The sequence below is a fragment of the Streptomyces kurssanovii genome, assembly GCF_040677245.1.
In the GTDB taxonomy this organism is placed as follows: Bacteria; Actinomycetota; Actinomycetes; order Streptomycetales; family Streptomycetaceae; genus Streptomyces; species Streptomyces kurssanovii.
In genome coordinates this window covers 50,866-64,842 of sequence record NZ_JBFAQK010000011.1, presented here as the reverse complement: position 1 = coordinate 64,842, position 13,977 = coordinate 50,866, and the positions used below count along the sequence as shown (strand labels likewise).

The 13,977-nt window shown below is 71.9% G+C and carries 10 protein-coding genes; 6 read left to right on the top strand and 4 right to left on the bottom strand.

What is annotated here, in order from left to right; all coding sequences use genetic code 11:
- Positions 1–2 precede the first annotated feature (2 nt).
- On the bottom strand, positions 3–1,619 hold the full coding sequence (locus AB0K36_RS11325; protein ID WP_364591555.1) for an AMP-binding protein: 1,617 nt from the start codon (positions 1,617–1,619) through the stop codon (positions 3–5).
- 153 nt (positions 1,620–1,772) lie between these two features.
- Here AB0K36_RS11325 and AB0K36_RS11320 point away from each other — a divergent pair, with 153 nt between their 5' ends.
- The 4 genes from AB0K36_RS11320 (at position 1,773) to AB0K36_RS11305 (ending at position 5,544) form a co-directional block, all read left to right on the top strand.
- Positions 1,773–2,897, top strand: coding sequence for an acyl-CoA dehydrogenase family protein (locus AB0K36_RS11320; RefSeq protein WP_364591552.1), 1,125 nt, complete (start codon positions 1,773–1,775; stop codon positions 2,895–2,897).
- Positions 2,894–3,292 carry a RidA family protein gene (locus AB0K36_RS11315; RefSeq protein WP_189471731.1) on the top strand — a complete coding sequence of 133 codons (399 nt, stop codon included), beginning with the start codon at positions 2,894–2,896 and terminating at the stop codon, positions 3,290–3,292. The genes AB0K36_RS11320 and AB0K36_RS11315 overlap by 4 nt, the downstream gene beginning before the upstream one ends.
- A gap of 189 nt (positions 3,293–3,481) precedes the next feature.
- On the top strand, positions 3,482–4,966 hold the full coding sequence (locus AB0K36_RS11310; RefSeq protein WP_364591549.1) for an MFS transporter: 1,485 nt from the start codon (positions 3,482–3,484) through the stop codon (positions 4,964–4,966).
- Between the two features lie 125 nt (positions 4,967–5,091).
- Positions 5,092–5,544 (top strand): SPW repeat protein, encoded by a 453-nt coding sequence (locus tag AB0K36_RS11305; protein ID WP_364591546.1) that lies wholly within the window; start codon positions 5,092–5,094, stop codon positions 5,542–5,544.
- Positions 5,545–5,670: 126 nt separating this feature from the next.
- Here the strand turns inward: AB0K36_RS11305 and AB0K36_RS11300 are convergent, their stop codons facing one another.
- On the bottom strand, positions 5,671–6,507 hold the full coding sequence (locus AB0K36_RS11300) for an alpha/beta fold hydrolase (RefSeq protein ID WP_364591543.1): 837 nt from the start codon (positions 6,505–6,507) through the stop codon (positions 5,671–5,673).
- Positions 6,508–6,864: 357 nt separating this feature from the next.
- Here AB0K36_RS11300 and AB0K36_RS11295 point away from each other — a divergent pair, with 357 nt between their 5' ends.
- Positions 6,865–7,719: a hypothetical protein gene (locus AB0K36_RS11295; protein WP_364591540.1), complete on the top strand. Its 855-nt coding sequence runs from the start codon at positions 6,865–6,867 to the stop codon at positions 7,717–7,719.
- Positions 7,720–7,755: 36 nt separating this feature from the next.
- On the opposite strand, the gene AB0K36_RS11290 is transcribed toward AB0K36_RS11295, so the two are convergent.
- Complete coding sequence (locus AB0K36_RS11290) at positions 7,756–8,484, bottom strand: SDR family oxidoreductase (protein WP_364591537.1); 729 nt, start codon at positions 8,482–8,484, stop codon at positions 7,756–7,758.
- A 40-nt stretch (positions 8,485–8,524) separates the two neighbouring features.
- On the bottom strand, positions 8,525–12,958 hold the full coding sequence (locus tag AB0K36_RS11285; RefSeq protein ID WP_364591534.1) for a cation-translocating P-type ATPase: 4,434 nt from the start codon (positions 12,956–12,958) through the stop codon (positions 8,525–8,527).
- 554 nt (positions 12,959–13,512) lie between these two features.
- Here AB0K36_RS11285 and AB0K36_RS11280 point away from each other — a divergent pair.
- The gene (locus tag AB0K36_RS11280) at positions 13,513–13,926 is read left to right on the top strand and encodes a CBS domain-containing protein (protein WP_364591710.1); all 414 of its coding nucleotides are present in this window, start codon (positions 13,513–13,515) and stop codon (positions 13,924–13,926) included.
- The last annotated feature ends 51 nt before the right edge of the window (positions 13,927–13,977 follow it).

The window sequence follows — 13,977 nt, the reverse complement described above, 5'->3', positions numbered from 1 at the left end:
GATCACTCTAGAGCTCGCAGCCGGTAGCGCTGCAGCTTGCCGGTCGGTGTACGCGGCAGAGCGTCGAGGAAGACGATCTCCCGCGGGCACTTGAAGGGCGTCAGCCGCTCCTTGACGAAGTCCCGCAGGGCATCGGCCGTCGCCTCACCGTTCGCGGCGCCCTCCCGCAGCACGACGTAGGCCACGGCGATCTGGCCCCTCAGCTCGTCGGGCCGTCCGACGACCGCTGCCTCCGCGACGTCGGGATGGTGCAGCAGCGCGTCCTCCACCTCCGGACCGGCGATGTTGTACCCGGCCGAGATGATCATGTCGTCGGCGCGGGCGACGTAGCGGAACCAGCCGTCGGGCTCGCGGACGTAGGTGTCACCGGTGAGGTTCCAGCCGCCCCGGACGTACTGGGTCTGCCGAGGGTCGGACAGATAGCGGCAGCCCACCGGGCCGCGTACGGCCAGCAGCCCGGGCTCGCCGTCCGGCACCGGCAGGCCCTCGCCGTCCACCACACGCGCCTGCCACCCGGGCACCGGGACCCCCGTGGTGCCCGGCCTGATCGACCCGTCCGCGGCGGAGATGAAGATGTGCAGCAGCTCGGTCGCCCCGATGCCGTTGATGATCCGCAGCCCGGTCCGCTCCAGCCATGCCTGCCAGGTCGCGGCGGGCAGGTTCTCCCCGGCCGACACGCAGCGGCGCAGCGACCGGATGTCGTGGGAGTCGAGCTGGTCGAGCATCACCCGGTACGCGGTCGGCGCGGTGAACAGCACCGACACCCGGTGCTCCGCGATCGCCGGCAGCAGCTGCCCGGGGCCGGCCTGTTCCAGCAGCAGCGCCGACGCCCCGGCCCGCATGGGGAAGACGACGAGCCCGCCGAGCCCGAAGGTGAAGCCGAGCGGCGGGCTGCCGGCGAACACGTCGTCGGGCTCCGGCCGCAGTACGTGCGCGGAGAACGTGTCGGCGATCGCCAGCACGTCCCGGTGGAAGTGCATGCACCCTTTGGGACGGCCGGTGGTGCCCGACGTGAAGGCGATCAGCGCGACGTCGTCGGCCGCCGTCGGCACCGGCTCGTAGGGCTCCGGCCCGGCCGCGGCGGCCAGGCGCAGCAGGTCGTCGGGCGCGTCGCCGCCGTACGCGGTGATCCGCAGCCCCGGCACCTCCGCCTTGACCAGGTCGTCGACCGTCCGCACGTCGCACAGGGCGTGGCCGACCGAGGCGATCTCGCACACCGTGGCCAGTTCCCCGGCCCGGTGCTGCGCCAGGACGGTCACCGCCACGGCACCCGCCTTCATCACGGCGAGCCAGCACGCGGCGAGATGCGGTGTCGTCGGCCCGCGCAGCAGCACCCGGTTGCCGGGGACGACCCCGAGCTCCGCGGTGAGGACGTGCGCGATCCGGTCCACCTGCTCGCGCAGGTGCCCGTACGACCAGACCTCTCCCGCGCCCGAACGGAAGACGGGGCGGTCCGCGCCGAAGCGCTCGATCGTACGGTCGAGCAGCTCCTCGCCGCAATTGAGCCGCTGTGGGTACCGCAGCCCGGGCAGCTCGAAGAGGAGTTCCGGCCACTCGCCGGCGGGCGGCAGATGGTCGCGCGCGAAGGTGTCGAGGTGGGCCGAGGGTGTCAGCTCCATGGGTCGCCCCCTGTCGGGTCGGCGTCGCCAAACGAGCGTATCGTGACAGTGACGACAGTCAACAGTTCGCGATACCGTGCTTTTCGAGGGCGCCCGCCCGGGCCGTCCCCGGCCGTCCGCGGGCCGTCCAGGCCGTTCTCAGTGGGAGCACGAATGTCCGCATTCTCGCTCGATCCGGTACAGACCGCCTGGTGTGCACGGCTGCGCACCCTGACGGAGGAACGTCTGCGCCCGCTCGCGGAGAAGGGCGAACCGGGCCGCGTCAACCGCCCCTTGGTCCAGGCCCTCGGGGAACTGGGCCTGCTGGAACGCCTGTTCACGGCCGGTGCGCTCGAACTGTGCCTGCTGCGCGAGTCCCTGGCGTACGGATGCACGGAGGCGGAGACCGCCCTCGCCCTCCAAGGGCTCGGCACCTCGCCGCTCGTCCAGGCGGGTGACGACGCGCAGCGCGACCGCTGGCTCCCCGAGGTGATCGCGGGCCGGGCCGTCGCCGCCTTCGCGCTCAGCGAGCCGGAAGCGGGCTCCGACGCCGCCGCCCTCGCCCTGAAAGCCGTGCCCGACGGCCGCGGCTGGCGGCTGAGCGGCGAGAAGCGGTGGATCTCCAACGCCCCGGAGGCCGACTTCTACACCGTCTTCGCCCGCACCACCGAAGGCGCGGGGGCACGCGGCGTCACCGCGTTCCTCGTCCCCGCCGACCGCCCCGGTCTCGCCGGCAGCGCGCTGGAGATGCTCTCCCCGCACCCGATCGGCGCGCTCACCTTCGACGACGTTCCGGTCACCGGCGACGACCTGCTCGGCGAGCCGGACCGAGGCTTCCGCGTCGCCATGAGCACCCTCAACCTCTTCCGCCCCAGCGTCGGCGCGTTCGCCGTCGGCATGGCACAGGCCGCCCTCGACGCGACCCTCGCCCACACCGCCGCCCGCCGCGCGTTCGGCGGCCCGCTGAGTGAACTCCAGTCCGTCGCCCACACGGTCGCCGAGATGGCCACCCGCACCGAGGCCGCCCGGCTGCTCGTCCACGCCGCCGCGTCGGCGTACGACGCCGGGGCCGCCGACGTGCCCAAGCGGGCGGCGATGGCCAAGCTGCTCGCGACGGAGACCGCCCAGTACGTCGTGGACTCCGCGGTCCAGCTGCACGGCGCCCGAGCCCTCCAGCGGGGCCATCTCCTCGAACACCTCTACCGCGAGGTCCGCGCCCCCCGGATCTACGAGGGCGCCACCGAGGTGCAGCGCACCATCATCGCCAAGGAGCTCTACGCCGAGGAGGCGCGCGCATGACCCTGTCCCGCCACAACCCGGCCGAGCTCTCCCCGCCCACCGGCTTCTCCCACGCCGTCACCGCCACCGGGAGCCGCCTGGTCTTCCTGGCCGGCCAGACGGCGTTGGATACCGACGGCAAGGTCGTCGGAGACACGCTCCCCGCGCAGTTCGAGACCGCCCTGTCCAACCTCCTCACCGCGCTCGCCGCGGCCGGCGGCACCCCGCACGACCTCGCCCGGGTCACCGTCTACGCGACCGACGTCGCCGACTACCGGGTCCACGCCCGCGAACTGGGCCGCGTCTGGCGGCGCCTGGCGGGCCGCGACTACCCGGCCATGGCCGTCGTCGGGGTCGTACGGCTGTGGGACGAGCAGTGTCTGGTCGAGGTGGACGGGGTGGCGGTGCTGCCCTGAGCCGGGCGGTCCGGCGCCCCTTGATCGACTGGTGGGCCTTCACCCGACAGGCTTAACGTCGAACAGTGGACGGCCCCGTTCATCCCCCGCGCCGGGGGGACCCCTCACGAGGCACGATGCGCCATGACGACTCCGCAGCCGACCTCCTCCGTCAGGACCGCCGCCCCCGATCGCGGTGGCGGAAACGGAATGGCACTGTTCGTCATCGCGTCCTGTCAGCTGATGGTGGTCCTCGACATCACCATCGTGAACATCGCGCTGCCACACATCCAGAGCTCGCTGGACTTCTCCACCACCAGCCTGTCCTGGGTGGTCAACGCCTACACGCTCACCTTCGGCGGTCTGCTGCTCCTCGGCGGCCGGGTCGGTGACATCCTCGGCAGGCGGCGCGTGTTCATCTTCGGCGTGCTGCTCTTCGTGCTGGCGTCCCTGCTCGGCGGACTCGCCCAGAACTCGGGCCAGCTGCTCGCCGCCCGGGCCCTCCAGGGCGTCGGCGGCGCGATCGCGTCGCCGACGTCGCTCGCGCTGATCACCACCACGTTCACCGAGGGACCCGCACGCAACCGGGCCTTCGGCGTGTTCGCGGCCGTGTCCGCCGGCGGCGGCGCCATCGGCCTGCTCGCCGGCGGCATGCTCGTCGAATGGCTCGACTGGCGCTGGGTGCTGTTCGTCAATGTGCCGATCGGTCTGCTCATCGCGATCGCCACGCCCCGCTGGATCAAGGAATCGGAGCGACACCCCGGCCACTTCGACGTCGCCGGTGCGCTGACCTCCACGCTCGGCATGGTGGCGCTGGTCTACGGCTTCATCCGCGCCGCACAGGAGGGCTGGCGCGACACCTGGACACTGGCGTCGTTCGGCGCCGCCCTGGTGCTGCTCGTCGTGTTCCTCGCCGTCGAAAGGCGCTCGAAGCAGCCGATCACGCCGCTGCACATGTTCGCCGACCGCAACAGGGCGGGCACGTACGGCATGATGCTGGCGCTCGCCGCCGCCATGTTCGGCATGTTCTTCTTCCTGACCCTGTTCGTCCAGAACGTGCTGGGCTTCGGGCCCCTGCGCGCCGGTCTGGCCTTCCTGCCGGTCAGCGCGGTCATCGCCATCGGCGCGGGCATCGCCTCGCAGCTGCTGCCGAAGTACGGCCCGAAGCCCTTCATGGTGACCGGCGCCGTACTGGCCGCCGCGGGACTGGCGTGGCTGACACTGACCGACATCCATTCCACCTACGCGGGCAGCATCCTCGGGCCGATGCTGGTCTTCAGCCTGGGAATGGGCATGCAGTTCGTGTCACTGACGCTGATGGCGCTCTCCAACGTGCCGGTGCACGAGTCCGGCGCGGCGTCCGGCCTGCTGAACGCCACTCAGCAGGTGGGCGGTTCGCTGGGTCTGTCGATCCTTGTCACGGTCTTCGGCACGGCGAGCACCAACGAGGCGAAGGACCTGATCCCGCAGTTCATGGCGGAGGCGACCCCGGCGGAGCGGCTCGCCTTCCGGCGCACCGGCGAACTCCCGCCGCCCTGGGCGGACCAGGTACTGACCTCCGGTGTGTCCGCGGCGTTCGTCATGGCGGCGATCTTCGCGGTGCTGGCGGCCCTGATCGCGCTCGTGGCCATCCAGGTCCGCCCCTCCGACCTCGAACGGCTCAAGGGCGGTGTCACGCCCGGTCCGGGTACCTGACCCCCGGGCACTTCCGACGGAACTCGGCCCGTACCGGGAGAAATTACCCATTGACCCATGGGCCTTATAGGCGTTCCATGGACATAAAGGACACATAAGGCTGCTGGTAGGAGGCGGCGTCCACCATGACCACCCACGCAGACATAGAACAACACCCGGACCTGGCCGAGATGCGTTCCCGCTTCGAGCGGGCGACCAACACTCCGCGTGCCCAGGCCGTGGAGACACTGGGCCTTGTCACCGGCATCTACCTGGCGGCATCCCCATGGATCGTCGGCTTCAGCGGACTGACCAACCTGGCCGTGGCCAACCTGATCACCGGTATCGCCTTCGCCCTGTGCATGGGCGGCTTCAGCTCCGCGTACGAGCGCACCCACGCCATGGCGTGGGCGGCATGCGCCATCGGCGCGTGGACGATCATCGCCCCTTGGGTCGTCGCCGGTGAGATGGACACGACCCGCAGCGTCGTCAGCAACGTCATCGTCGGTGCGGTAGCGCTGATCTGCGGCCTGGCCATGGCCGCCGCGGCAGGCGCACGGGGCGGGGGCGGCGGCGGTCGCAGGCGCGGCCCCGGCTGACAGCCACTGCTTTCGGGCACGGTGAAGGGTCCCGGCGACAGGAACCGGGGCCCTTCCCCCTGCCGTGGTCCGCTCGGGTGAGGGAGCCGTCGGCGGCCGTGTCCACGCGCCCCGCCCGCCAAGGGCTCAGCGGGCAAGGAAATCCAGGAGCGCCTGGTTGAACCGGTCCGCGTGCGTCACGTTCAGCCCGTGGGGCGCGCCCTCGATCAGGACCAGGCTGCTGTCGGCGAGGCTCTCGTGCGTCCGCCTGCCGCTGACCTCGAACGGGACGATGGCGTCCGAGTCGCCGTGGATGACCAGGGTCGGCACGTTCACCGCGGCGAGGTCGTCGCGGAAGTCGGTACGCGCGAACGCGGCGATGCAGTCGAGCGTGCCTTTGGGGGACGCGAGAGTGGCGATGCCGACGTTGTAGGCGTGCTGCGCCGCACTGACCAGATCGGTGCGCTCGCCGACCCGGAAGAAATCGGTGACGAACCCGTCCACGAAGGCCGGCCGGTCCTCGAGGACACCCACCTCGAAACGGCTGATCGTGGCGTCGTCCAGGCCTCCGTCGGGGTTGTTCGCGGACCGGTAGAGATACGGCGGCACGGCGGCCGCCAGCACGGCCTGCCTGACCCGCCCGGTCCCGTAGATGCTGATGTAGCGGACCACCTCCCCACCGCCCATGGAAAAGCCGACCAGTGTCACATCGGTGAGGTCGAGATGGACGAGCAGAGCGCCGAGGTCGTCCGCGAGGGTGTCGTATTCATAGCCGCCCCACGGCTGCGACGACTGCCCGAATCCGCGGCGGTCATAGGTGATGACGCGATATCCGGACTCCACCAGCGGTGCGATCTGCTTCTCCCAGGACCGGCCGCTCAGCGGCCATCCGTGGACGAGCACGACCGGTCTTCCGTTTCCGAAGTCCTCGTAGTGGAGTTCGACGGTGGCGTCTTTCCCGGTGTTCAGTTCGATCCTCGGCATCGGAGCGACGTCCCTTCGCTGAAAAGGCGGAATGTCCTGACCGCCGTCCCCCGCACATGAGATCCGCCGCACGACGGCGATGAGTGCGAACGTGTTCCACGACATCATTCCGGCACGTCGAATCGGTGTCCGGCGAGCATGTCCGAACGGGTGAAGATCCCTGGGTGGAAATCTCTGCCGCCATCGTTCCGCGAGCCGGAATCCGAGCCGTTTTCAGCCGCTCCCGGGCGCGGGTTCTCGAAAAAAACGGGCCGGAATCCACGGGCGCCGGGACGCGCGCTCTGTGACACGGTTCGCAGGGGTGGCACCATGGCCGCACGCACAAGGCGCGGCCGTCACTCGTTTCCTGGGGGATCGATGAACACCAGGCTCCCGCTCCCGTTCCGTCTCCCGATCCGGCTCGTCGCCGCGATGGCCCTGACCGTCCTGGCACTCGTCGGCTGCACCGGCTCCGGCGGCTCGGCCAGCGCGTCGGAATCGCCGTCGTCCCGCCCCGCGACGTCCTCGCCGCCGCAGTCCGCTCCCGCGCCCGACCCGCCTGCCACCACCGCGCCGGGCACGCCCTCGGCGACCGCGTCCGCGTCGGGCAGCAGCGCACCGTTGCCCGGGTTCTCGGACCTCCAGCCGCTGTGGCCGTTCACCACACCCGAGCAGGCCCGCGCGTGGGAGCGTGAGTACCGCTCCGGCGGCCATCAGCCCTGGCACCTCGACCCGGAGCAGACCGCCCTCTCCTTCACCCGGAACTACCTGGGCTTCGAGGAGGTCGACCGGGTCACCTCACGGTCCGTCGACGGCAGGGAGGCCCGGATCGGCGTCGGCCTGAGCGGTGCGGAGACCACGGGAACCGCGGCCGTCATCCACCTCGTGCGCTTCGGCACCGGCCCGGACGCCCCGTGGGAGGTGGTGGGCACCGACGACACGACGTTCTCGATGACCGCGCCCGCCTACGGCTCCGTCGCACGTTCCCCGATGACGGTCGGCGGCCGCATCACCGGCGTGGACGAGAGCGTCCGCGTGGACGTCCGCCAGCCGTCGTCGCGGGATCTGCTGGGCACTTCCTGCTGCATGTCGGCGGGCGGCAAGGACCGGCCGTGGACGGCTTCCGTCTCCTTCACCGGCGCCGTCGACCCGGTGCTGACGGTCGTCGCCTCCACGGGCGGCCACATCGCCGAGGTCGAACGCTTCACGGTCACGGCGGTCCGCACCGGCTGACCTGGGGGCGGCCGCCGCGACGGCCGCCCACGGTGTTCAGGAGAGCCAGTCGGCGTAGTGGGTGGGGGCGAGGTGGGCGTCCTTGTCGGTGAGGACGTCACCCTTGACGGCGCCGAACATGCCGGCGGCGGGGTCGGTGACGACGGTGCGGCCGTCGGAACGGTGGGCCAGCGTGATCCGGCCCAGTTCGTCCAAGGGGAAGATCTCGGGGCCGGCGATGTTGTGAACGCCTCCCAGCGGTGTGCCCGCGGCGACGTCCGCCACCGCGCGGGCCACGTCCTTGGAGGCGATCGGCTGGATCGGCGTGGCGGGCAGCCGGACGGTGTCGCCGTCGGCGGTCCAGGACAGGACCGCGTCGATGAACTCCATGAACTGCGTGGCGCGGACGATCGAGTAGGGGACCGGTCCGGCCTTGAGGATGTCCTCCTGGAGCGCCTTGGCCCGGTAGTAGTCCAGCTCCGGCACCTGGTCCACACCGACGATCGACAGGATCACGAAGTGACGGACGCCGGCCTTCACGGCCGCGGCCAGCAGGTTGTCCATCGAGGTCCGGAAGAAGGCGGGGGAGGCTTCGTCGAAGGTCGGGGAGTTGGTGACGTTGACGACGACCTCGGCACCCGCCATCGCCTCGTCCAGTCCCTGGCCGCTGATGACGTCGACTCCGGTGGACAGCGCGTGCGGTACCGCCTCATGACCGGCGGCGTTCAGATGGTCGACGACCTGCGACCCGATGAGCCCGGTACCGCCGATGACCGCGAACTTCATGACATGCCCTTCGTCGGTGGAAATGCCCTGTCTCCGCGGATCACCCGCTGTCGCCAGGGGCGAGACGTGAGGTGACCCACGGGGCGAGGAAGTGGCCGAGGAGAGTGGCGCCGATGACGGCTCCGAAGGTGATGCCCCAGGCGACGGGCCCGAGCGGTGTGCAGCCGAAGAAGTGGCTGACGCCGGGGACCTGGATGATGGCGACGAGTACGGCCGCGGAGCCCAGTCCGGCCATCAGCACGTTGCGGTCGGTGCCGCCGGTGGTGAGGGTCTGGGCGAGCTGGGTGCCGACCACCGCCGCGAGGGCCACGGTGGCCGCGCGCCGGCCGCGGCCCGTGAGGCGGGCCGCCGTCCAGGCCAGGCCGGCGCCGAGGGCGGTGACGATGCCGCGGGCCAGCATCTCGTGGGTGAGGGCGGTGCCCAGCGAGCGGTGGGGGCCCTCGGCGAGGAGGCGCTCGCCGGTCTGGCCGGACGGCTCACGCACCGCGATGGCGAGGGACGGGGCGAGGTCGGTGAGCAGGTTCACGAGCATGATCTGACGTGCGTTGAGGGGCGTGGCACCGGTGATCGCGGAGGTGAGGACGCTGAAGGTGACCTCGCCGAGGTTCCCGCCGATGAGGATGGCGAGCGCCGCACGGACGGAGGTCCACATAGCCCGGCCTTCCATGAGGGCGGAGACGATGGTCTCCAGCCGGTCGTCGGTCACGACGAGGTCCGCGGCCGCGGTCGCGGCCGGGGTGCCGCGGCGCCCTAGTGCGATACCGACGTCGGCGAGGCGGATGGCGGGAGCGTCGTTGGCCCCGTCGCCGGTCATCGCCACGACTCTGCCGATGCGCTGGTAGGCCTGGACGATCCTGACCTTGTGACCGGGGCTGCAACGGGCGATGACGTCGACGGTGGGCAGCAGCTCGTCCAGGGCGTCGTCGTCCAGTTCGTCGATCTCCGGGCCGGTGCTGACCTTGAGCTGCGCGACGTCGTCACTGATGGTGGAGGCGATCGCGTCGGCGGTGGCCGGATGGTCGCCGGTGAGCATGACGGTGTGCACGCCGGCCTCGCGCAGCCGTGCCGTCGCGGGTGCCGCGCTGTCGCGTACGGGGTCGGCGAGTGTGACGAAACCGAGGAAGACCAGCCCCTGTACGGCTTCGTCCGTGAGCTCCTCACCGGTCTCCATACGGCGTTCGGCCACGGCCAGGACCCTTCGGCCCGCCGCCGCGAGTTCCTCGGCCGCTCCGGCGAGGGCTGTCCTGGCCGCTTCGTCCAGAGCGACGGCCCCGTGCGGCTGCCGGCGCCGGGTGCATCGGGCGACGACGTTCTCCGGCGCCCCCTTCACGCTGAGCAGGACACCGCCGCCGGTGTGGCCGACGGTGGCGTGGTACGCCCTGGCCGGCTCGAAGGGAAGAGTGTCCGTACGCCGCCAACGGGCCGCGCCGGTACGGGTGGTGACGTTCGCCCGGCGAGCACCGTCCACGATGGCGCGGTCGGTCCGGTGGGCCATCGGTTCGGCCTGACGGGCGGGCGGCGTTGCACGCAGCGCCGCGGCGAGAACGTCCTTGTGGAGGGTGTCGAGCCGGTCGAGGGCGACGGCGTCCTCGCCATGACTGACGCCGGAGAGCTCCAGGGTTCCCTCGGTCAGGGTCCCGGTCTTGTCGAAGCAGAGGACGTCGGCGCGGCCCAGCGCCTCGATCGTGCGGGGGTTGCGTACGAGGGCGCCCCTGTCGGCCAGGCGGCGCGCCGCGGCGAGCTGCGCGGCGTTGACGAGGAAGGGCAGGCCCTCGGGGACGGAGGCGACGGCGAGGTTGACGGCGGAGGCGAGATTGTCGGTCAGGGGGCGGCCGTGGAGGAGGCCGGAGAGGGCGACGGCGGCGGCGGACCCCGGGGCGATGGGCATGCTGGCGCGGGTGAGCGAGGAGAGCCGGGCCTCCACGCCCGTTTCCGGTGCGGCCTGGCGGGCGGTGGCGAGACTGCGTCCGGCTTCGGTTGCCGAGCCGGTCGCCACGACGACGGCGACGGCCCGTCCGGCGGAGACGGTCGTGCCCTCGTAGAGCATCGAGCGGCGTCCGGTGATGTGTGCGGCGACCACCGGCGCGGGATCCTTGCTCACGGCCAGCGATTCCCCGGTGAGGGAGGACTCGTCGACCTCGAGGCCTTCCGCCTCCAACAGTCGGCAGTCCGCCGGCACCACGAAGTCGGGCCGGAGCGAGACGATGTCGCCGGGGACCAGATCCCCCGAGGCGACCAGACGCTCGCGCCCCTCGCGTCGTACCCGGGCCCCGATGGCCGACCGGGCGAAGAGTTCGGCGAGCGCGTGATCGGTCCGCACCCGCTGCACGCCGCCGACCAGTGCGGAGACACCGGTGATGGCGGCGACCAGAGCGGCGTCGGTCCGGGAGCCCACGGCCGCGGCGAGAGCGGCGCCGGCGGCGAGGATCGGGGTGAGCGGATTGGAGAGCTCTTCGACGAAGGCGTACGGCAGGGTCAGCTTCGCGGGTTCCCCCGCGTGCGCCTCGGGGCTGCGGGCGGCCGCTTCCTTCGCGGAGAGACCTTCCGCGCGGGTTCCCAGCCGCTCCATGACGCGGTCGGCCGGCATGAGATGCCAGGGGACGCGGGTCACCGGCGGCGTGAAGGGACGGCTGAGCAACTGCCGGGCGCGCCAGGTGCCGAGGCAGAAGGCCACGGCCCCGGCCGTGTTGCTCACGGCGAGGACCCGCGCGGTCGCCCGCCAGGCGGGCCCCTGCAAGGCGGCGACAGCGCCGACCCCGCTCCCTCCCGCGGCCAGGTAGTGGCTGTCGCGGTCCACCACCGCGGCCACCCCCACCGCGTCGACGATCAGGCCCGCTGCCTCCAGGTCCGCTCCGACCAGCACGTGGGCACCCCATGGGGTGTGCTCGTCCTCGCGCTGCACACCGATCGCGCAGTCGGCCGCGCCCAGCGCGCGGCGATCACCGGAGATCAGCAGAACGACCGCGCCATCGGCCTGGAGGCCACGGACGGACGCCGCCAGGCGATCGCCCGCGGGCACCACGGCATCGGCGAACGTCAAGCCGGGGCTCTCCTGGTCGGACGCGACCACGACCCGCGCGCCGGCCCGTCGCGCCGCCGCGGCGACGGCCTCCGCTCCGGGCGCCGACTCGGTGCCCAGCCCCGCCACAGCCTGGAGCCGACGGCCCTGAGCCAGTCCGAGGGTCTTCTCGCTGCCCCGTCTCCGCAGCCGTTTCGCCGCCTTGTTACCGGTCCGTCCTTCCAGGTCCAGCTCGTCCAGCGGCCCGAGCACCCACTCGCCCGCGCGGCCGACGGCCAGCGGCGCATCGGAGTCGAAGATCGCGAACAGCCGCTCGGAGACCTGCTCGGGATCAGCGCCCTCCAGCAGCTCCAGGTCCACCGGCTCGTACCGGTCCCCCCGAAGCGCGTTCTCCTCCAGGACGATGGTGTCCACCTGCCCCAGGCGCCGCAGCGCGGTGCGGTCCATCGTCACCACGCCGCGCAGGGACAGATACCGGCCCAGAGCCGTTGCGAAGCCCTCACGCCCCGCGCCGGGCGCCTTCGGCACCGAGGCCAGCCCGATCGCGATCGCCTTGCGGACGCCGGCGAACGGCAGGGCGGCCGTAGCGGCGGCGATGCCCGCCCCCATCGACCGCTCCGCGTACCGGTCGGCGGCGTCCTGCGGCGGCCGGCCGGCCCGGCCGGTCGTGACCGCGTCGGCCGAGGCTTCTTCGGGTCCCCGGACGAGCGCGGCCTCGCGCTCGCGCCACGCCGTGCGTTCGGCGTCCGCCTCCCGCCACACCGCCAGACGCTGCAGCACGTCCAGGGCGAGCCCTCCACCGCCTGTGGCCACACCCTGGACCAGCGCGCCGATCACCGGAAGCAGCGAATCGACCTGCTCACGTGGGCCGAGGTCCTCGATCAGGTGCCGAAGCCGCGGATGCTGGCGAATCGCGTCGATGCCGCCGGAGATCTCCGGCGGCAGGCCGAACCAGGGCGCGAGTCGCCGGAACGTCACCAGGGCCAGTCCCAGAGTGTCCGCGACCAGAGCCGGTACCGCCGGGGAGGGCGGACCCTCCACCGGGTGCTGCGGCTCCGGCTGCCACTCGTCGAACGCCTCCGCGTCCGCGGCATGGTCGCCTTCGGCCTGCTCGACCAGCGCGACCAGCTCACTCTCGGGGGGAGCAGGCGAACCGACCGCGATGATCACCCGTTCCATGGGCGCGTTCACCCGGGCCCACAACACCCCCGGATGCCCCTCCACGGCTCGCACCACACGGCGGGCGACGGCCTCTCCGCCCGCGCCGTGGACACCGCAGACCGCGATGTAACAGCGCTCGGACGACCACCACACGTCACGGCCGGGCACGGTCAGCAGACCTTCCGCCATCCCCCAGGCGGCGCGGGCACCGGACGCCGCACAGGAGGCGACGCCGGAGACGATCGAACGCAGGAACGGCGGCGTTCCGAGGGCCGAGGCATGCTCCGGCGGCATGAGGCGTGCCTCCTCGCATCAGAGCGGTCGGTGCGAATGAACCTTCATCGGCAGTCTCATCGACGCTCATGAAAGAGGCGATACGGGATAGACCTATTGATAAGGGTTCCAGAAGTCCTGATCGAACAGTCGAGGCGATACCAGTGACCTCCACACCCCGAACGCACTTCCCGTCCGGCACCGGAACCGCCGCCCCGGGTGAGCGCCTTGCCGGGCCCCCTTCCGAGGGCAGCACACCATCGTCGGAGGCGAAGCAGCGCACGATCCCCCTGACCATGCCCTCACCCGGCCGGGTGGCAAGCGGCGCGCTGAACGCCGCGATGCTCCCCGTCGCCGTCGCCCGGCAGGTCCTGCCCGCCAAGAAGGGCCTCCCGCTCTACCTCGGCCTGGGCGTCCTCGGGGCCGCGGACGTACTGGAATGGCCCGTCGCCCTCGGCATAGGGGTCGGCTATGCCGTCCTGCGCCGGGGCGACGGCGTTCTCGCCGCCCCCGCCGGAACCGCGGGCGCACAAACCGTCACCGAGTCCACCGGGAACGATGAGGAGAAAGCCACGATGACGACCGCACGCGAGATCATGACCCCGGACGCCACCTGCATCGGCGCCAAGGAGACCGCCCTGGACGCGGCGAAGAAGATGACCGAACTGGGCGTCGGGGCGCTGCCCATCTGCGGCACCGACGAACGGCTCAAGGGCATGCTCACCGACCGCGACATCGTCGTGAAGGTTCTGGGCGCCGGCAACGATCCCGCCCAGGTGAAGGCCGGCGACCTCGCCCAGGGAGAAGTCGTGACCATCGGCGCCGACGACGAGGCCGAAGAGATCCTGCGGACCATGAGCCGGCACAAGGTGCGCCGGCTGCCGGTCATCGACGGCCACACGCTGGTCGGCATCGTCGCCCAGGCCGACGTCGCACGCGCTCTGCCCGACCCGAAGGTCGGCGACCTGCTCGAAGCGATCTCGACCTGACGCGCATGACGACGCGCCCCCTTCCGCCGGGCGGAAGGGGGCGCGCGGGTT

Excerpts from the sequence above, each read along its gene's own strand:
- AB0K36_RS11325 (WP_364591555.1), bottom strand. The coding sequence starts at position 1,619 with ATGGAGCTGACACCCTCGGCCCACCTCGACACCTTCGCGCGCGACCAT.
- AB0K36_RS11320 (WP_364591552.1), top strand. The coding sequence starts at position 1,773 with ATGTCCGCATTCTCGCTCGATCCGGTACAGACCGCCTGGTGTGCACGG.
- AB0K36_RS11315 (WP_189471731.1), top strand. The coding sequence starts at position 2,894 with ATGACCCTGTCCCGCCACAACCCGGCCGAGCTCTCCCCGCCCACCGGC.
- AB0K36_RS11310 (WP_364591549.1), top strand. The coding sequence starts at position 3,482 with ATGGCACTGTTCGTCATCGCGTCCTGTCAGCTGATGGTGGTCCTCGAC.
- AB0K36_RS11305 (WP_364591546.1), top strand. The coding sequence starts at position 5,092 with ATGACCACCCACGCAGACATAGAACAACACCCGGACCTGGCCGAGATG.
- AB0K36_RS11300 (WP_364591543.1), bottom strand. The coding sequence starts at position 6,507 with ATGCCGAGGATCGAACTGAACACCGGGAAAGACGCCACCGTCGAACTC.
- AB0K36_RS11295 (WP_364591540.1), top strand. The coding sequence starts at position 6,865 with ATGAACACCAGGCTCCCGCTCCCGTTCCGTCTCCCGATCCGGCTCGTC.
- AB0K36_RS11290 (WP_364591537.1), bottom strand. The coding sequence starts at position 8,484 with ATGAAGTTCGCGGTCATCGGCGGTACCGGGCTCATCGGGTCGCAGGTC.
- AB0K36_RS11285 (WP_364591534.1), bottom strand. The coding sequence starts at position 12,958 with ATGCCGCCGGAGCATGCCTCGGCCCTCGGAACGCCGCCGTTCCTGCGT.
- AB0K36_RS11280 (WP_364591710.1), top strand. The coding sequence starts at position 13,513 with ATGACGACCGCACGCGAGATCATGACCCCGGACGCCACCTGCATCGGC.